The sequence below is a fragment of the Ruegeria sp. K3 genome, assembly GCF_056531845.1.
Genome location: NZ_JBQFMM010000004.1, coordinates 45294 through 64035, shown reverse-complemented (window position 1 = coordinate 64035; position 18742 = coordinate 45294). Strand labels below are relative to the sequence as shown.

Sequence of the window (18742 nt, the reverse complement as noted above, 5' to 3'; positions counted from 1 at the left end):
GGATTTCCCCCTTTGACTCTTCGCCACGCAACGCGCACCATCGCGCAAAACAATCATAGGGAGTTTCACGATGTTCACCCGTTTTCTGGCTTCGGCTGCGGTATTGGCACTCAGCGCCGGTATGGCGGCTGCCGAATACAAGCTTACGATTCTGCATACAAACGATTTCCACTCGCGCTTTGAGCCGATCAACAAGTACGACAGCGCCTGTGGCGACGAAGACAATGCCGAAGGCAAGTGCTTTGGTGGATCGGCGCGCCTTGTGACGGCAGTCGAAGAGGCCCGCGGACGGGCCGATAACTCGATCCTCGTTGATGGGGGCGACCAGTTCCAGGGCTCGCTGTTCTATACCTACTACAAGGGTAAGGTTGCGGCTGAGTTCATGAACAAGCTGGGCTATGACGCCATGACTGTGGGCAACCATGAATTCGACGATGGCCCTGAGGTGCTGCGCGGCTTCATCGACTCGGTCGATTTCCCGGTGCTGATGTCCAACGCCGATTATGCGGATGAGGAACTGCTGACCGACAAGATCAAGAAATCGGCTGTGATCGAAGTGGGCGGCGAAAAGATCGGTCTGATCGGACTGACGCCGGAAGACACGCACGATATCGCGTCACCTGGTCCAAACATCACCTTCTCTGATCCAGTTCCTGCCGTTCAGGCTGAGGTCGACAAGCTGACCGGCGAAGGTGTGAACAAGATCATCGTTCTCAGCCACTCAGGCTATGGCGTCGATCAGCGCGTGGCGCAGGAGACCACGGGCGTTGACGTGATCGTGGGTGGGCATTCGAACACATATCTTTCGAACACATCCGACAAGGCCGCCGGACCGTACCCTACCGTCGTAAACGGGGTGCAGATCGTTCAGGCCTATGCCTATGGCAAGTTTCTGGGTGAATTGAATGTGACATTCGATGATGACGGAAATGTTGTATCCGCAGAGGGTGAGCCGCTGATCATGGACAATGCGGTGACCGAGGATCAGGCCGCGCTGGACCGCATCGCCGAGCTGGCCGTTCCGCTGGATGAAATTCGCAACAAGGTTGTCGCGGAAGCGTCAGCTTCGATTGAAGGCGACCGGTCCGTTTGTCGCGTGCAGGAATGTGAGATGGGCAATCTTGTTGCGGATGCCATGCTGGCGCGGGTTGCCGATCAGGGCGCCCAGATTGCGATTGCGAACTCGGGTGGGCTGCGCGCCTCGATCGATCCGGGTGAGGTGACCATGGGTGAGGTGCTGACAGTTCTGCCGTTCCAGAACACGCTCTCGACCTTCGAGATCAGCGGTCAGGGTGTGATCGATGCGCTTGAAAATGGGGTGAGCCAAGTTGAAGAGGTCAAAGGCCGCTTCCCTCAGGTGGCAGGAATGACATTTACCTGGGATCCATCGGTTGCCCCGAATGAGGGCCGGATTGTTGAGGTCATGGTCGCCAAGGATGGCGGTTTCGAAGCTATTGATCCAGCTGCGACATATCTGGTGGTGACAAACAACTATGTCCGCAATGGCGGCGATGGTTATTCTGTGTTCTCGGGTGATGACAAGAACGCCTATGATTTCGGGCCTGATCTGGCGGATGTTACGGCGGAATATCTAGCCGAGAACGCCCCGTATCAGCCTTATCTGGACGGGCGCATCAAACAGAAGTGATGTGACCGGAGAAGCAAAAAAAGGCCGTCTCTCGGGGCGGCCTTTTTTTGGTCAATCGAACCTGTATTCGGGCCACAACACCTGATCCAGCCCATCCAACATCGGCTGAATTTGATCCGCAACCTCTTGCCAGCCACCAATTGACCCGGTTGAGATTTTCTTGCGCACCTGATCGGTGCTGGCGGTGCGGACTTTCCTAGTATTTTTCTCAGGGGTCATCATCCGCTCATCCCAGTCGATACCGCAGAAGGCGGCGACTTGCTGGATACAGGTTTTGGGGTCGACTACCAGGTCCTCATATCGAACCGTCAGAATACGATCACCGAACAGCTTTTCCCAATGAGATAGATAGCACCGGTACAGGTTGGCCGAGTGGGCAATCGATTCAAGATTGGATGCATAGCGCATACCCGGTGAATGAAAACGCCTGATCCATTTTGATAGCCCCACATCCCTTGGATCGCGCAACATGTTGATCGCGCGGGCATTCGGGAACGCTGACAATATGAAGCCGAGCCGCTGATAGTTATGTGGCATCTTGTCAACGAATGCGGTCGAACTTTCGGGTAAGGGTGGCATCAGCCTGCGAAACTCTGCTGCACATTCAGCAGCTGCGTCTGCGTCAAATGGTTTGCCGCTCTCTCTGACCTTCTGGGATAATTCACCTGCAATCGTCAGCTCTCCGCAGCCGGCGATATCCGGTGCCGAACTAAGCATCATTTCCATCAGTGTTGTGCCTGATCGTGGCTGTCCGACCACGAATATCGGCTTGGGCCCATCGCTTACGCCTGCTGTCGCAGGGGGTACATTCAGGGGAAAAAACGCGCTGATTTCTTTGAACCGTTTCTCTTCTTGCGTACTGTCATAGGGATTCACGTTGTGTTGAATGGCATTGGCCCGCGCAAAGTGGGGGAGCGCCGAAAACAGCCCATCACGTTTGGAGATCAAGTGCGCCTTTGCGAATTCAAGCACCGAGTTGGCGTGATCACTTTCTGAAATTGCGGTGTCGACAGCACGCGCAAGGCTCTCGGCATGGTCATTGTCCACCATTAGAGACATTTGGTAGAGTGCCGCCGCGCAAAACTTGTTTCTCTCGAGTACAGCGCGCAAAATGGTTTTTGAGCCCTCTTTGTCGCCCGATTGATACAAGTCTACGGCTTTTGACAATGCGATTTTTTCATTTTCAGGTGCGATCCCATAAGCGCGGGCAATGTCCTGAGAGCTGTGATCGGAGAATCCGACCTCTCCGTAGGCGCGGGCCCGCAACCAAAGCAAATCTGCATTGTCAGGGTCTTTTTCCAGTTTTTTCGTCGTATGGTCGATGATCAGGCGCCAATTCTGTCCCTTGAGTTGAATTTCATCAATCACGCGGACCAGTTCTTTGTTATTCGGGAAGCGTTCAAGTTTCTGCTCGGCATAAGACAGCGCACGCGGAATTTGACCTGTCTGCATTAACGCGTTGGCGAGGTTTTCGACAAATTGAGCATCGTCCGGTTTCATTCGCGATGCTTCAGCGAAGTGTGGAATGGATTGCTTGTACCGCTTCATCTCGGTCAGGACAAAGCCTGCGATTGCTTGGTAATCGGCATCCTTGGGGTGTTTCTTGATGCCAAGCTGCGCTTTTTTCAAGGCCTGCGGCAACTTCCCTGTCTCCAGATCGGCCAATGCTTTGCTCTTGAGGGAATTTGCGGTCTGCTGTGCCATTTGTGCGCACGTCCCATGTCAATAAGAAACCAGTATCGATGGTTCATTACCCAAGCGAAGATGGTTTGCAATGGCTGTTCCGTATTATGGTCTGGTACCTTCAACAGCGGCTTGGGTTTTCTTCCGGCACCATGCGGGATAGACCGTTGATATGGTTTTGAAAGTCTCCAGCCTGCAGCAATTCTACAACCACACGTTTGATACGATTATCGACGTGCGTAGCCCGGCTGAGTTCGCCGAAGACCATATGCCGGGCGCTATCAATCTGCCGGTTCTGAACAATGAAGAACGGGCACGGGTCGGTACTATCTACGTCCAGCAAAGCCCGTTTCTGGCCCGCAAGCTGGGTGCTGCGCTGGTGTTTCGAAACGCGGCAGGCCATATCGAGGATCACCTGAGCCATCATGAGGGCGACTGGAAACCGCTGGTCTATTGCTGGCGTGGCGGGCAGCGATCAGGATCATTTACCTGGATGTTGCAACAAATCGGCTGGCGCGCCGAGGTGGTTGAAGGCGGCTATCGCAGCTATCGCCGACTGGTAAAGCAGTTCCTCTATGATGAAGTGTTGCCATATCGATTGGTCGCGCTGGATGGTTATACCGGGACGGCCAAGACAGACCTGTTGGGCCATCTAAAGGCGCAAGGCGCGCAAGTGCTGGACCTTGAAGGGCTGGCCAATCACCGAGGCTCATTGTTGGGCGAAATGCCGGGTGGGCAACCCAGTCAGAAAGCCTTTGAATCCGCGCTTGCCGCTTCCTTGGGCGAGCTGGATGCAGCGCGTCCGGTGGTTGTTGAAGCAGAATCATCCAAGATCGGAAACCTGATGCTCCCGCCCAGCCTGTGGTCGGCCTTGTGTTCTGCACCTCGCATCCAGATCACAGCTCCGATTGCTGCGCGCACCGCGTATCTGGTGTCTGCCTACGATGACATTCTGTCGGATAGCGAACGGCTACGTGATCGATTGTCTCCACTGCGCATTCATCGCGGTCATGAGGTTGTGGATGGTTGGCTGGAATTGATCAATGCCGGCGACAAGCGTGGACTGACACAGGCATTGATGGAACAGCATTACGACCCGGCCTATGCCAAATCGCGTAAGGCGCAGCGTGCCGAAGTGATCGCGCAGATTGAGGCACCGTCACTTGATGATACCGGGCTGTCGGCGACGGTGGCTCGGATCAAGAATGTTCTGGATCAGCTTTGAACACGCAGGCCTGGTGCCGCGTCGATGTGTCCAATCAAGGCGGCAGGGTAACCGGCGGCGCGTAGTCCCGAGCATACTTGCTCGGCTTCGTTGGCATCGACGGCCGCCAAGAGACCTCCCGCAGTCTGAGGATCGAATAACAAATCCGCCTTGCCGCCGGTCGGAAGGCCTGGGGCGATGGCACGGTTGTCGGTGTAGATTGTAGATCGAATGCCCTGATCACTGAGCTCTGCCGCACCTTCCAGAGCTGGAACCGCGTCCAAAGACAGCGTTGCCCCGCAGCCTGACGCTTCACATATCCCATGCAAATGACCCGCCAGACCAAAACCGGTGACATCCGTCATCGCATGGGCATTTTTCAGGATGCGGGACGCCTCACCCTGCGGCTGTATCATTTGCGCGAAAGCTGCCACGACCCAGGCGCCTTCCGCCTTGCCCGCCATTTCGGCCGCCATCAAAACACCGCTGCCCAACGGCTTTGTCAGGATCAAAGCGTCATTAGGTTTTGCGCCACCCAGCGTGATCGGTTCAGCATCACAGAGCCCGGTCAGAGTGAACCCGATGGTCATTTCGTCACCCATTGAGCTATGGCCGCCGACGATCTCAGCCCCGGCTTGGTGCATGACGTCGCTGGCAATATGCATGATCTCAGCCATTGTGCGCTGCTGCAACTCAGCTGACATGCGCGGCAGGATGATCGTTGCTGTCGCAGCCTGCGGACGAGCGCCCATTGCCCAGATATCACCAAGCGCGTGGACAGCGGCGATACGCGTCATCAAGGCGGGATCGTTGGTGAAGCTGCGTAAGTGATCCGATGTCATAACCTGTCGCGTGCCACCGGTTAGCAGCACCGCCGCATCGTCACCGGGCAGGGGTGTAATGTCGGGCCTGTCGAGCTGCGGCAACTCCTGCAATGCGGCCTGCAAAGCGCCTCGACCCACCTTTGCACCACACCCGCCGCACATTGGTTTTTCTCCCAACGCCTCTTGCAGCCCTGCTGCGTGATGACGGGGCAATGCGGTGGTGGGCATTTGGGGCAGTTCACGGAACCGGTACATGAACTTCTGATCGATATGGTTTTTCCATTGCCACATGAGCGGCCCGCTGAATGATGTTCCCAATCGCTCGGCCAGTGCGGATTTTCCACCCAGAGAGATGAGTTTCAGGTAATCCTTCTGCGGCACGTAACGCCGCATATTCCCAGACCCTAGCGCGGCGCGCAAATTGTCATACAATATTGGTGCCTCGCGCACTGCGTAGACCCCTGCCTTGGGGCGCGGGTTCTCGGACAGATGGGCGCAATCTCCCGCGGCGAAAATCGCCGGATCGCTGGATTGCAAGGACGCGTTCACTTTGATGAAACCGTCATGCAGCGCGAGGCCGGTATTGGATATCCACTCATAGGGCCGCGCGCCTGCAGCACCGGTGATGAAATCGGCTGGTATCTGGCGACCGTCCGTTAGCTCGATTTCGCCCGCAGAAATCTTCTGGATTGATGTGTTTTCCAGAACTTCGATCCCCAGGTGCGCCATCGCCTGCCGGATGGTGGCGGATGCCTTCGGGACAGTCGCTGTCAGGGCCGTTGCACTGTCGATCAAAGTAACCTGCGCTTCACGTCCTTTGGAACGCAGTGCATGGGCCATCGCCATGACTAGCTCTACTCCCGCAACGCCACCACCGATCACGGCGACCGAGGCGCGGCCCGTCCCTGAAAGATAGCTTTGCCATTGCGCGGCGAAGAGGCCGAGCGGCTTGGCCGGAACGGCATGCTCGGCGAATCCCGGCAATGCTGGCATATCCGAGGTGATCCCGACATTGACCGAGGCCACATCAAACGCCACCGGCGGGCGTCCGGGCACATGGATTTGGCGTGTGTCCGGGTCGATACCTTCAACTGCGCCCAGTATCACCCGCGCACCGGCAAAGCGGGCCAGACGCACCAAATCAATATCAAGCTCCCACCGCTGATAGTGACCAGCGACAAATCCTGGCAACATGCCCGAATAGGGTGCGGTGGGACCGGGGTTTATCACCGTAACCCGCGCGCCGGACAGTGGTTTCATACCCCATTTGCGCAGCAGTAGCGCGTGCGTGTGTCCTCCGCCTATCAGAACCAGATCGCGGGTTAGGGGCAGCAGAGGTTTGTGCATAGGTCTCAGTTCGTACTGTGGTCCGGGACGTCCTCGACCTGTTCGACCGCGTGGGTGGCCCAAAGCTCATCCTCGCCTGCGTCTGGTAGATCACTGGGTTTTTCATGGCGATGAATGTGCCATTTGGCAATGAACAGGGCCGTGATCGGGGCCGTCAGGAACAGAAAGAGCGTGATCAACAACTCGTGCATCGACAGTTTGCCCTCAAGCAAAACCGAATGCGCGATCGAGGCCAGTAGGACGCCGCCCACGCCCAGCGTAGTTGCCTTGGTGGGTGCGTGCAGGCGGGACATGGGGTCTTTCAGCTTGATCATGCCGAATGATCCGACAAAGCCGAAAATGCCCGATACGATCAGGAAGAATGCGATGAGCAGTTCGAAGATAAAGGTCATGCCACGCTCATTCGATGATATTGCCACGCAGCATAAAGCGCGCATAAGCCACGGTTGAGACAAAGCCGAGCATGGCGATGATCATGGCGGATTCAAAGAAGATTTCGGTCTCGATACTCAAGCCGTAAAGGATAAGCAGAGCGATGGTGTTGATCACCATTGTATCTAGGGCCAGAACACGGGTACCGACACCGTCGGCAGTAATGATACGCCACAAGCACATCATGATCGCAGCGCCGAAGCAGGCAAAAGCAAAGTAGATCGCATAGGTGATCATTCGAAAATCTCCTTCAGGCGGCGCTCATAGCGTTGTTTGATCTGGTCGCGCACCTCTTCGGGGTTCGGTGCATCCAGACAATGAACCAGCAGGTAGTGCCCTTGTGCGGACAAATCGCAGCTGACGGTGCCGGGGGTCATGGTGATGGTTCCGGCCAGAACTGTGATGGCCTCGGGCGTGCGCAGTTCCAGCGGGACGCTGACAAAGCTTGGCTGGCGGTCTGCGTCGCGTTTGAACAGGATGATCCGGGCCACCGCGATATTGGCCATCACGATATCCCATAAGACAACCAACATGTATTCCGCCACCATCGGCCAATTGCGCAGTTTCGGGCGATCCGGCCAATAGGGCTGAGTGATAAACGGAATGATGATGCCCAGTAGCAGGCCAAAGACCACCGAGTTCAAAGACCCGGTGTTTGCCAGAAACACCCACACCAGTGTAAGTAGTGCGGTCAGATGGGGATGCGGAAATATACGGTGCAGAAGCTTCATCATTCTTCCCCTCCCAGCACGGCCGAAATGTAATCTTCCGGCGCGAACAGTTGCACGGCCGTGTTGCTGGCATATTGCAGCGCCGGACCTGCAAACAGTGTCAGCAGCACAAGTCCCAGAACCGCCCCGAACACCGAAGTAAAGGCGAGGCCCGGATAGGGCTCGGGCGCGGTTGGTAGGCCGGCTTCTTCGGTTGGCTCAGGCGTCACATTATGTTGGGCGTCGTGACTTTTCCAGAAGATCAGCGTTCCCGCGCGGGCCAGACCCACGATTGTGACGAACGACCCGATCAAGATCACGGCCCAGACCGCATTTGCATCGGGCGCGCCACGTGAGGCGTCCAGTACCAGCAGCTTGCCCACAAAGCCCGATAGTGGCGGCATGCCAGCCATCGCGATGGCGCCGACAAAGAACAGGGCTGAGATCAGACCGGATTGCGGCATCGGCCTCGAAGGGGCTATGGTTCCGCCACGGCGCTCCATTACCATGTCCGCGACAAGGAACAGCAGGGCCGTCGCCAGAGTCGAATGGAAGATATAGTAGAGCGCTGCCGCCGTCGCGGCCTCGCTAAACAACGAGATCGCAATCAGCAATGTGCCCATCGATGCGATGGCGCAAAAGGCCACCATTCGCGCGATATGTTGCGAGCCCAGAATGCCAATAGCGCCAACGGCCAATGTCAGCAGTGCTGCAGGTTGTAGCCAACTACCGACTAGCCCTTCGGTTGCGGCTACATCGGGCCCAAAGACCAGCGTATAGACCCGCAGGATCGAATAAGCACCGACTTTGGTCATGATCGCGAACAGCGCCGCAACGGGCAGCGGTGCATTTGCGTAGCTTGCAGGAAGCCAGAAATGCAGTGGCAACACTGCAGCCTTGATACAGAAAACCAGTAATAGCAAGACTGCTCCAACCCGCAGCAAGGCGGTGTCTTCGGGTGGGATATCGGCCACGCGAACGGCCAGATCAGCCATGTTGAGCGTGCCGGTCACAGCATAGATCGTGCCCAAGGCAAACAGGAACAAGGTCGAGCCGAGCAGGTTATAGGCGACGTACTGAACACCGGCCTTCAACCGCACTGCGCCACCTGCATGCGTCATGAGGCCGTAAGAGGCAATCAGCAGGACCTCGAAAAACACAAAGAGGTTGAAGGCGTCGCCGGTCAGAAAAGCACCGCAGACACCCATTAGCTGAAAATGGAGTAGAGCATGGAAGTGTTTGCCTCTCTCATCCCAGCCAGAGCCGATGGCATAAAGGACAACCGGCAGGGCCAGCAGGGCCGTCAACAACACCATCATGGCCGAAAGTTTGTCCAACACCATTACGATGCCGAACGGTGCGGGCCAGTTGCCGAGCTCATAGACCTGAACCTCGCCACCCGATGCCTGGGCGGTAATGGTCAAGGCGATACCCAGCAATCCCACGACGCCGGCGACCGAGAAGATGCGTTGAAGGTCCAAATGATATCGCAACACCATAATGATAAACGGGGCCAGGATCGCGGGCAGGACGATCGGCGCGACGATCCAATGGTTCATGCGTCTTCTCCCGGTGCGTCCACGCTATCGCTTGCGCTCATATCGATATGGTCATCCTTCGAGGACAGATAGGCGGACAGCGAAATCATCACGATCACCGCCGTCATCCCGAATGAGATCACGATGGCCGTCAACACCAGCGCCTGCGGTAGCGGGTCGGTATAGGGGACATCTTCATATTTGTTCAGAACGGCAGGTGCGTTCAGCGCCAGCCGCCCGGTGGCGAATAGGAACACGTTCACCGCATAGGTGATCAGGGACAGGCCCAGAATGACTGGGAATGTACGACGGCGCAGGATCAGAAATATCCCGGCGGCGGTCATCACGCCGACTGCAGAGGCTACGAGCGCTTCCATCAGGCCTGTTCCTTCTCGTTATCTTCATCCTGAGGGCTATCCCGCAGCGGGTTGATATCCATCGGGAATTCTTGTGCCATTCCCGGCTGCCACGCGAAGCGCGACAGGCTGTCGAGCGCCAGCATCACAGCGCCCAGTACCGCAAGGAAGACGCCGGTATCGAACAGAATCGCGGTGGCCCATTCGAATTCTTCCAGCGGGGGCCAGTGGATATAACCGAAATCGCTGGTCAGGAACGGGCGTTCATTGAACCATGCACCCAGACCAGTGGCAGCGGCGATCAGAACGCCCCAACCGATGGTGCCGTGATAATAGAATCTCTGCCGTTCAATCGCCCAGGTATAGCCGCTGGCCATGTACTGCATCAGGAAGGCGATCGCGACGATGAGGCCTGCGATGAAGCCGCCGCCGGGCTGGTTGTGGCCTCGGAAGAAGATATAGGCCCCGACCATTAATGCGATGGGCATCATCACGCGGGTGACGACCACCATCATCAATGGGTGAGAGTCACCCGACTGCGGCCAATGTGGTTTACGGTTTAGCAGGTAACTGCGCACGTTGGTGCTCAGCACTGCTTCGGTCAGGGCGTAGATGATCAGGGCTGCGATGCCCAGCACGATGATCTCGCCAAAGGTATCAAAACCCCGGAAGTCGACGAGGATCACGTTCACGACGTTGGTGCCACCGCCACCTTTGTACGAATTGGCCAGATGGAATTCCGAGATCGTTGGGAAAGCAAAATCCCGCATCATCAGCGCATAGATCAAAGCGCCTGAGCCGATCCCGGCAACCACCGAAATTGCCGCATCACGCCAACGCCGTGCCGCGCTGCTGTCCCAGGGTGTGTCGGTCGGCAGAAAGTTCAGCGACAACAACAGCAGGATCATCGTCACCACTTCGACCGAAATCTGTGTCAGCGCCAGATCGGGGGCAGAAAGGTAGTTGAATGCCATCGAAACGATCAGGCCAACCACCCCGATCAACACCAGTGACAGCAGACGGTTGCGGTGGAACCACATGATCGCCAGCGTCGCACCCACCAGACAGATCCAGCCGATGATCGGGATGACCTGAGCCTCAAGCGGTACGCGTGTTTCAACGCCAATGGTGCCGGTGGTGTAGGCGTAGTAGCCAAGCCCAACGACAAAAGCCACGAAGATGATCGCATACCGGCTGAGCACACCATTATGCAGCTCGTCCGTAATCCAGCGGCTGAGACGGGTCAGCGCGTCGATGATTGCCTCGAAGATCACCTTTGCCTCGGGCCGGGGCAGGGCGTTCCATATCTGGTCGCCGCGTTTGTGCAACGACAGCAGGAACAGGCCTCCCAGCGTCGCGACCACCGACATGTAAAGCGCAGGTGTAAAGCCGTGCCACAGTTTCAGCGAGTAATAAGGCAGCTTCTCGCCCCCGATCACCGCGCTGGAGACAACCGCGACAAGCGGGCCAACAATGGCTGCGGAATAAAGACCGATCAGGACGACCAGCACCACAAGGAACGCCGGCGCCAACCAAAGACCGACAGGCGGGTCATGTGGATGCGCGGGGTAATCGTCCCGCTCGGGCCCAAGGAAGACATGGCTGACAAAGCGAAAGGAGTAGGCCGCTGAAAATAGCGCAGCCAGAAGCGCCAATCCGGGTACCAAGTAAGGCGAGTTCAGCCAAGTCGTGTGGACCGTCTCTTCCAGCATCATCTCTTTCGAGAGGAAGCCATTCAGCGGTGGCAGACCGGCCATCGACAGGGCAGCGATGGTGCCGATAGTAAACGTGATCGGCATCAGATGCCGCAAACCACCCAGCCGTTTGACATCGCGTGTGCCGGTCTCGTGGTCCACGATCCCGGCGGTCATGAACAAGGCCGCCTTGAACGTCGCGTGGTTGATGATGTGGAAGACGGCTGCAACAGCGGCGATCGTCGTGCCAAAGCCCAGTAGCATCGTCACGAGACCCAGATGGGACACCGTCGAAAACGCCAACAGCGCCTTTAGGTCATCCTTGAACAGCGCAATCACGGCACCCAGCAGCATGGTGATCAAACCGGTAGTGGCGACGATGTAGAACCACGCATCCGTACCCGCCAGAACCGGCCACATCCGGGCCATCAGGAACAGGCCTGCCTTCACCATTGTGGCCGAGTGCAGATAGGCCGACACTGGCGTCGGAGCCGCCATCGCGTGCGGCAGCCAGAAATGGAACGGGAATTGCGCCGATTTGGTGAAACAGCCAAGCAAGATCAGGATCAGCGCAGGAAGGTAGTACGGCGAGGACTGGATCAGCTCTTTGTTCTGCAGAATGACACTCAGGTCATAAGATCCCACGATATTGCCGAGGATAAGCATCCCTGCGATCATCGCCAGCCCGCCCGAACCGGTCACGGCCAAAGCCATACGCGCGCCTTGACGACCCTCGGGCAAGTGCTTCCAGTAACCGATCAGCAAGAATGAACTGAGCGAAGTAAGTTCCCAGAATATTAGCAGAAGCAGGATATTGTCAGACAGAACAATTCCCACCATCGCGCCCTGAAACAGCAGCAGGTAGGTATAGAACTGCCCCATCGGATCCTCGCGCGACAAGTAGAATCGTGCGTAGAGGATGATCAGAAGACCGATGCCCAGGATCAGCAGGGCGAACAAAAAACCCAGACCGTCCAGCATGAAGTTCGCGTTTAGTCCAAGCCCGGGTATCCAGTCGAACCGCGCGGTCACAACATCACCGCGCATGACGCTGGGAATGTGGATCAGCAATCCCATCAACGCGAGGAAGGTGGTCAACCCAGCCGCTGATGCTGCTGCGTTTCGTCCTGCCCGGATCAGGAGGGCCGGAAAGACAGCTCCGAGGAAGGGAAGGGCCGCGATAAGGAATAGGGACAAGTGCGATACTCCGGTCTGTGCGGTCAATATGACTGAATTACTAGGGATAATTTATTGACTGTCCGGAAATTGCAAGGTTCCGAAAGGTCCTAAAGCGCACATATTGGACGTGATCCACCTGTGTAACTATGACGCGAACTTGATCTGAGGGTTGGATTTCCTGAAAGCGTCGCGAATTGCCATATGATAATACCGATCTGACAATGCAGGAGAGTGCCGCATGGCGGAAGGGAAACGCCGAACCCGCAGATGGGTCCTATTGGGCGGAGGGGCCGCCATTGCAGCGGGTTTCGCAATCCGCGAATACCGGCTGATCCCGCAGGCCTATGCTGGTGGTCAGATTGCGGCGGCCACAGCCCATCAACAGGCTCTCGACGGCGCGATCCATCTTATCGATATCCGAACTCCACGCGAATGGCGGGCGACCGGGGTCGCCGAAGCGGCCCACCCGCTCGACATGCGCCGTGAGGATTTCGTGCAGGCCTTGGATCACCTGCTCGGGGGGGACCGATCTGCACCTGTCGCACTGATCTGTGCACGCGGGGTGCGCTCGGCACGATTAAGCAATCGACTGACCGAGGCTGGATTTACCAATATCATCGACGTGCCCGAGGGCATGCTGGGTTCGGCGGCCGGGCCCGGTTGGGTGCGGGCTGGGTTGCCTGTCAACGATTATGAAGAGGAAACGGGATGAGTGTCAGACACTGGTTGGCCGCGTGCTTTGTTTTTGCCGGGCAACCCGGCCTTGCGGCTTGTGGCGATACCGAGGGGATGTGCGAAACCGCATCAGGCGGATATTACATCGAACTGCCGAAAGCGGAGAACCCTCCGCTGGTTGTGTTCCTGCACGGCTATGGCGGCAGCGCCACCGGTACGCTCAAGAACCGATCCATGGTCGAGCCACTGCTGGCGCGCGGCTACGCGGTGATGGCACCGGAAGGGTCCGAGAGAAACGGCCGAAAAAGCTGGAACTTCTTTCCCGGTTGGGAAGGTCGGGATGAACCCGCGTTTCTTCGTGAAGTAGTGCAGGACGCTGCCGACCGGTTTGATATCGACCCGGATCGCGTGGTGCTGGGCGGCTTCTCGGCTGGCGCGTTCATGGTTTATTACCTCGCCTGCGCTGCGCCGGATTCATTTTCTGCTTATGTCCCGGTTTCAGGCGGGTTCTGGCGGCCACATCCCGAAAGCTGTGATGGTCCGGTACGCATGTTCCACACCCATGGTTGGACGGACAATGTGGTGCCGCTGGAGGGCCGCCTTTTGGGCGGAGGCCGTTTCCACCAGGGCGATATCTTTGCCGGATTGGAAATCTGGCGGGTCGCCAATGAGTGTGCCGATACCAAGCCCAGCGGGTTTTCTACCACGCGCCAGTTTATGCGTCGCAACTGGATGGGATGTGCCGAAGGTAGCGCCTTGGAATTTGCTCTGTTCCCGGGCGGCCATACGGTGCCAAACGGCTGGGCCGATATGATGGTAGACTGGTACGAGGGCCTGCCCGGCGGGTGATCATTCCGCCGGTGTGACCACGCCCTTGCCTTCGATCAATCGCTTCAACTCATCGCGATAGCGCCGGGCCGAGCGCGTAATTGCAGGCTCACTGACATCTTCGCGCATACCAACCATACGGCGCGCGGTGCCTGCCGATACGCCGCTGAGCGCAGACAGTGGGATCGCCAGTGCCAGGCTGATCGCAATCGGGGCCAGCCAGACCGAGACCAGACCGGCGAGTATGCCAACGCTAAGCGCACCGCCAATGATAGTCTCTAGGCTATGGCACAGGATCAGCGTGCGCAGCCCGTAGCTGCCACCATCGCGCGCTTGCGGGGACCAGCCCTTTTGAATGCCCAACGCGGTGCGGAACACTGCAATCATCTGCTGCACCATCAGAATCGGGGCATAGAGGATCGACAGGATGACTTCAGACAGAAATGAAGTGAAGAATTTCCGCGTTCCGCCGAAATCGGAATAGCGCACACCGCTGAGGGGCAGGGCAGCGACGCCCAAAACCTTGGGTGCCAATAGCATCGCATACATCACCAGAATGATCAGCACATGGCGTGTTTCGGACATTTCTGGCCATTGCGGGAACAGCGGATTGTCCGGGCTGAAGTAATGCAGGACCGAGGCGTCCTTGCCCTGACCGATCAAGGCCCACATCACCAAAAGTGCGAACCATAGCGGCGACATCAGATATCCGACCGCTCCGTGGAACATATGGAACCGCGAGACTGCGCGGAAGCCGGTTGAACCCAGCAGTTTCAGGTGCTGCAGGTTGCCCTGACACCAGCGGCGATCGCGCATTGCGTGGTCAATGAGGGTGGGGGGCGTTTCTTCATATGATCCTCGTATGCGCGGCAGAAAGCGCACGGCCCATCCGGCGCGGCGCAGCAATCCGGCCTCGACGAAATCGTGGCTCATGATCAGCTTGTCTTGTCCGTTGAGCGACCGCAACTTGGGCAGACCTGCGCTAGAAGCAAATGCACAGGTGCGAATGATGGCGTTGTGGCCCCAATAATTGCCTTCTTGCCCGCACCAGCGCGCGAGGCCTTCGGCAAAGGCGATACCATAGACGCCGTTGGCAAACTGCTGCATCCGGGCAAAGACCGATTGCGCGCCAATCAGCTGCGGATAGCTTTGGATAAGGCCTGCACCGGGATCGCGCGCCAGCGCATCTGTCAGGCGCGAGATCGCGCGACCCGTCATCAGGCTGTCGGCATCCAACACCAACATCGCATCCCAGTCCGCGCCCCAGCGGCTGACCCAATCGGCAATATTACCGACCTTGCGATCCGTATTCTGGGGGCGGCGGCGGTAATAGAGTTCAAGCCCCGGTGCCAGCGTGGTCCGCAACGCCTCAACGCTGGCCTGTTCCTGCGCGGCGATCTCGGGGTCGCGCGTGTCGGATAAAATGAACATGGCATAGTGGTGCTGACCACCGCGTTTCTGCAGGTCTTCCAGCATCGTACGGGCGTTCCCCAGCACGTTCCACGGCACCTCGTTATAGACAGGCGTCAACAGCGCCACGCGCAACGGTTGCGAGCCTCCTTCACGCTTTGGCTGCTCTTGCCGGGACAGCGAGACCATGCCAAGCAGTACGGTACAGACCGTGAAGGAAATCCAGAAGAAATTGAACGAGATTAGCGTCAGCAGGATACCTTCGACCAGATTGATCCCTTCGGCGCTGAACCAGTCGGACATGACCCAGAGCAGACCCAAAGCCGCCGCCATGGCAGGTGAGAAGACCAGCGCGCGCCAGAACCCGACAGAGGGATTTCGACCCCCGGCAGGTACCTGCGCATCGCGGAATCCCTGCGCAAAGTTCTGCGCTGGCATCGCCAGAGGGGCCTCGGGCGGCATGATATGAAGATCGCGGTTCATATGGTCCAACGGTAAAGCCAGACTTCAGAGGCTGGTTGTTTGTCTTTCAGCAACTGCGCGCGCAGTTCCACGTGGTTGCGTTCGCCTGGTTCGAATGAGAACGCCAGCCGCAACCCGCCCGTGTCTGGGTTACGCTGCAGAACGCCTTCTGAAGTTTCGGCATGGGGCGAGTCGACAAACACCGTGATGGCCTCGGGATCGTCAAGCAGCTCACTGGCTTCGAAATCAATCACAGCCAAACGGCCCTCGCCGAACGTGTTGTCGCCCATCGCAGTGTTGATCACGCGGGCCATAGGGGTGTGCTGCGGTTCCTCGCCCCAGATCAGGCGATAGGACAGATCAATCTGGCTGCCTGCGGCGTAGGGTTCCATCGGGCGCCAATAGGCGACGATGTTGTCATAAATCTCCTGATCCGCCGGGATTTCAACAAGCGTGACGGTGCCTTTACCCCAGTCTTCGCTGGGTTCGACCCACAAGCTTGGGCGTTTGTGATAATTGGCTTCAAGATCCGCATAGTCCGAGAACTTGCGCTTGCGTTGCATCAGACCAAAGCCGCGGGGGTTTGTGTCGACAAAAGACGAGATCTGCAGGCGAGTCGGGTTCGCAAGCGGGCGCCACAGAACCTCTCCTGCGCCGTTGCGGATCATCAACCCGTCACTGTCGTGCACTGCGGGGCGAAAATCATCGAAACGGCTGTGATTGGTCTGATCGAACAGGAACATAGATGTGCCGGGCGCGATGCCGACATGGGGCAGTTCGGTACGTGGGAACAGGGTGGCTTCAATATCCATCACGCAATCTGAACCGGCAGTAACGTGGAAGCGGTAGGCCCCTGTAACGCTTGGGCTGTCCAGGAGCGCATGAACGACCATGTTACGTTGATCCGGTTCTGGACGCTCCAACCAGAAACGAATGAATTCGGGGAATTCCTCGCCATCCGGATCGCCGGTCTTCAAGGCGAGCCCTCTGGCCGAAAGGCCATAGACTTCGTGCAAACCGATGGCGCGGAAATAGCTGGCCCCTTGCCAAACGCAGAACTCGTCTGTCTCGCCAGGGCGGTGCATCTCAGTACGCAGCCGTAGACCTGAAAAGCCCAGCGTGTCGTCAATGGGCAGCTCAGGTACGTCTTCAGACTTGTCGAACATGGCCAGATCAAAGGCGACCGGCTTGGTCATACCGTCCTCGACGGTCGACACTTTCACTGTGCGTGGAAAATACAGGCCCGGCGTGAAAAAATCGACGTTGAAGGGCGTCTCGGTCTCGTACCAGAGCGCGCGATCCAGCCGGAACCGGATTGAACGGTATTGCTGATACGTCAGGTCCTGCCACTCCTGCGGAACCATCTCACGCTCGGCATAATCACGGCTGGCCAGGTCGCGGGCCATTGCGATGACGTCGTCTCGGCTGAACGGGGTCTCTCCACCTGTGGCATATGCCGCTGGGGCGAAGGCCAGAGCGGTTGATGAGGCGAGAAAAGCGCGACGTGTAAAGTTCATTTCTTTGATTTCCAAGGTTGTGACTTGAACCAGGCGGCCAGATAAGCCACGCCGATGATCATGGCAAAGCCAATCATGTTGGCGATGAACACACTGGCAACATCCCGCCCACTCAGGTCCAGTCCGACGCCGATAAGTCGTGCTGCTGCCATAGAAAATACGAACACCGCGAGCGATTGCTGACCCACTTTGGTGATGATGGTCAACAGGAACTGCCAGACCTTTGCGGCTGCCCCATGACCGGTCGCTATCAGGCGACGGCCATGCTCACCGGCGATAACCCAACCCAGATAGGCAAGCGACAGAAAATGCAGATATCGGAATAGACCAAAGTCGGTCTTGTCGCGAAATTCTTTGGTCACTGGCCAGACCTTGCGAATCTCATCAGCCAGATCAGGGGCTGCTGCATTGATCCAAGTGAATACCTTCCACGAGCCGAACGGCATCGAGAAGATCAAAAACAATGCTGCCGCCCAGATCAGAGTTTTCGACACCGGCGGCGCTGGAATCCAACCTCGCATGAACGCAAAGCCGGTGAAGAACAGCAATTGCCACCCGAATGGGTTGAAGAACCACTGGCGCTCTGACCAGGGCTCGGCTGGCAGGTCAAGGTAGTCGAATTGTGCAACGAGCCAGATCGTGACCGAGGCCATGGCGACCGCCCAGAATCCGATACGATATAGCCCCATAAACAGGGGCATCATCGCCAGTACCACCAGATACATCGGTAGAATATCGAAGTAGTTCGGCACATAGGTCAGGGTGAACAGTCCGACGATCTGTGACGCCGGATCGTTGAAGAAATGCTGTAGATTGAGAGAGGAGATATAGTTTTTCTCGAACAGCCCACTCTGGTTCAGGGCCGCCATTGTCATCGCGACAAAGAAGAACAGGCAGATATGCGCCCAGTAGACCTGCCAGATGCGAAAGCTCACGCGTGCGGTGCCCATCCACCAGCCTTTGCGCATGAACGCCCCCCCAAAAGCAATTGCCGAAGCCATGCCTGAACAGAATACGAAGATCTCGGTTGCGTCCGAAAAGCCAAAGCGGGCAGGTATCCATTTGGCCCACGGATCGTTCGGAATATGGGCAATCAGGATGATGAACATCGCGATGCCGCGATAGAAATCCAACCGCGGATCGCGCATAGCGGCGGGGGCGGCGACCTGAGACGCCACCGGAGCAAAATCAGAAGCGGGCGATGCGGTCGCCATACGGTTTCTGTCCTTCTTGGT

Annotated in this window: 15 protein-coding genes; 4 read left to right on the top strand and 11 right to left on the bottom strand. The window is 57.5% G+C overall.

The annotated features are described in order from the left end of the window. Positions 1-70: 70 nt before the first annotated feature. Complete coding sequence (locus ACR0MP_RS08845; RefSeq protein WP_170625323.1) at positions 71-1648, top strand: bifunctional metallophosphatase/5'-nucleotidase; 1578 nt, start codon at positions 71-73, stop codon at positions 1646-1648. A gap of 51 nt (positions 1649-1699) precedes the next feature. On the opposite strand, the gene ACR0MP_RS08840 is transcribed toward ACR0MP_RS08845, so the two are convergent. After that, the gene (locus tag ACR0MP_RS08840) at positions 1700-3352 is read right to left on the bottom strand and encodes a tetratricopeptide repeat-containing sulfotransferase family protein (RefSeq protein ID WP_480886391.1); all 1653 of its coding nucleotides are present in this window, start codon (positions 3350-3352) and stop codon (positions 1700-1702) included. A 151-nt stretch (positions 3353-3503) separates the two neighbouring features. Between ACR0MP_RS08840 and mnmH the strand changes: the two genes are divergently transcribed. Continuing rightward, entirely contained in the window at positions 3504-4556 is a 1053-nt protein-coding gene (gene mnmH / locus ACR0MP_RS08835) for a tRNA 2-selenouridine(34) synthase MnmH (protein WP_170401280.1), read from the top strand. On the opposite strand, the gene selD is transcribed toward mnmH, so the two are convergent. The 7 genes from selD to ACR0MP_RS08800 are packed head-to-tail and all read right to left on the bottom strand — an operon-like array spanning position 4547 to position 12633. Further along, positions 4547-6706: a selenide, water dikinase SelD gene (selD, locus tag ACR0MP_RS08830; protein ID WP_170401278.1), complete on the bottom strand. Its 2160-nt coding sequence runs from the start codon at positions 6704-6706 to the stop codon at positions 4547-4549. The genes mnmH and selD overlap by 10 nt on opposite strands. 5 nt (positions 6707-6711) lie before the next feature. Further along, positions 6712-7098, bottom strand: a complete 387-nt coding sequence (locus tag ACR0MP_RS08825; RefSeq protein WP_170401276.1) for a Na+/H+ antiporter subunit G — start codon at positions 7096-7098, stop codon at positions 6712-6714. A gap of 7 nt (positions 7099-7105) precedes the next feature. Continuing rightward, the gene (locus ACR0MP_RS08820) at positions 7106-7375 is read right to left on the bottom strand and encodes a K+/H+ antiporter subunit F (protein WP_170391889.1); all 270 of its coding nucleotides are present in this window, start codon (positions 7373-7375) and stop codon (positions 7106-7108) included. Further along, the gene (locus ACR0MP_RS08815; protein WP_170392908.1) at positions 7372-7869 is read right to left on the bottom strand and encodes a Na+/H+ antiporter subunit E; all 498 of its coding nucleotides are present in this window, start codon (positions 7867-7869) and stop codon (positions 7372-7374) included. The genes ACR0MP_RS08820 and ACR0MP_RS08815 overlap by 4 nt, the downstream gene beginning before the upstream one ends. After that, positions 7869-9407: a monovalent cation/H+ antiporter subunit D gene (locus ACR0MP_RS08810; RefSeq protein WP_480886388.1), complete on the bottom strand. Its 1539-nt coding sequence runs from the start codon at positions 9405-9407 to the stop codon at positions 7869-7871. The genes ACR0MP_RS08815 and ACR0MP_RS08810 overlap by 1 nt, the downstream gene beginning before the upstream one ends. Next, positions 9404-9763: a Na+/H+ antiporter subunit C gene (locus ACR0MP_RS08805; RefSeq protein ID WP_170391885.1), complete on the bottom strand. Its 360-nt coding sequence runs from the start codon at positions 9761-9763 to the stop codon at positions 9404-9406. Before ACR0MP_RS08805 ends, ACR0MP_RS08810 begins: the two co-directional genes overlap by 4 nt. Next, positions 9763-12633, bottom strand: coding sequence for a monovalent cation/H+ antiporter subunit A (locus ACR0MP_RS08800; protein WP_170401275.1), 2871 nt, complete (start codon positions 12631-12633; stop codon positions 9763-9765). Before ACR0MP_RS08800 ends, ACR0MP_RS08805 begins: the two co-directional genes overlap by 1 nt. A gap of 220 nt (positions 12634-12853) precedes the next feature. Between ACR0MP_RS08800 and ACR0MP_RS08795 the strand changes: the two genes are divergently transcribed. Both ACR0MP_RS08795 and ACR0MP_RS08790 read left to right on the top strand, forming a co-directional pair. Further along, on the top strand, positions 12854-13327 hold the full coding sequence (locus ACR0MP_RS08795; RefSeq protein WP_170401273.1) for a rhodanese-like domain-containing protein: 474 nt from the start codon (positions 12854-12856) through the stop codon (positions 13325-13327). Then, positions 13324-14139, top strand: coding sequence for a PHB depolymerase family esterase (locus ACR0MP_RS08790; RefSeq protein WP_170735418.1), 816 nt, complete (start codon positions 13324-13326; stop codon positions 14137-14139). Before ACR0MP_RS08795 ends, ACR0MP_RS08790 begins: the two co-directional genes overlap by 4 nt. Here ACR0MP_RS08790 and mdoH read toward each other — a convergent pair whose 3' ends face one another. From mdoH to ACR0MP_RS08775, 3 genes are read right to left on the bottom strand one after another with little or no spacing between them, the layout of a single operon-like run. Then, on the bottom strand, positions 14140-16011 hold the full coding sequence (gene mdoH / locus ACR0MP_RS08785; RefSeq protein WP_170401269.1) for a glucans biosynthesis glucosyltransferase MdoH: 1872 nt from the start codon (positions 16009-16011) through the stop codon (positions 14140-14142). Beyond that, on the bottom strand, positions 16008-17507 hold the full coding sequence (locus tag ACR0MP_RS08780; protein ID WP_170735416.1) for a glucan biosynthesis protein G: 1500 nt from the start codon (positions 17505-17507) through the stop codon (positions 16008-16010). The genes mdoH and ACR0MP_RS08780 overlap by 4 nt, the downstream gene beginning before the upstream one ends. After that, positions 17504-18721 carry an OpgC domain-containing protein gene (locus ACR0MP_RS08775; RefSeq protein ID WP_170512206.1) on the bottom strand — a complete coding sequence of 406 codons (1218 nt, stop codon included), beginning with the start codon at positions 18719-18721 and terminating at the stop codon, positions 17504-17506. Before ACR0MP_RS08775 ends, ACR0MP_RS08780 begins: the two co-directional genes overlap by 4 nt. Positions 18722-18742: the final 21 nt, after the last annotated feature.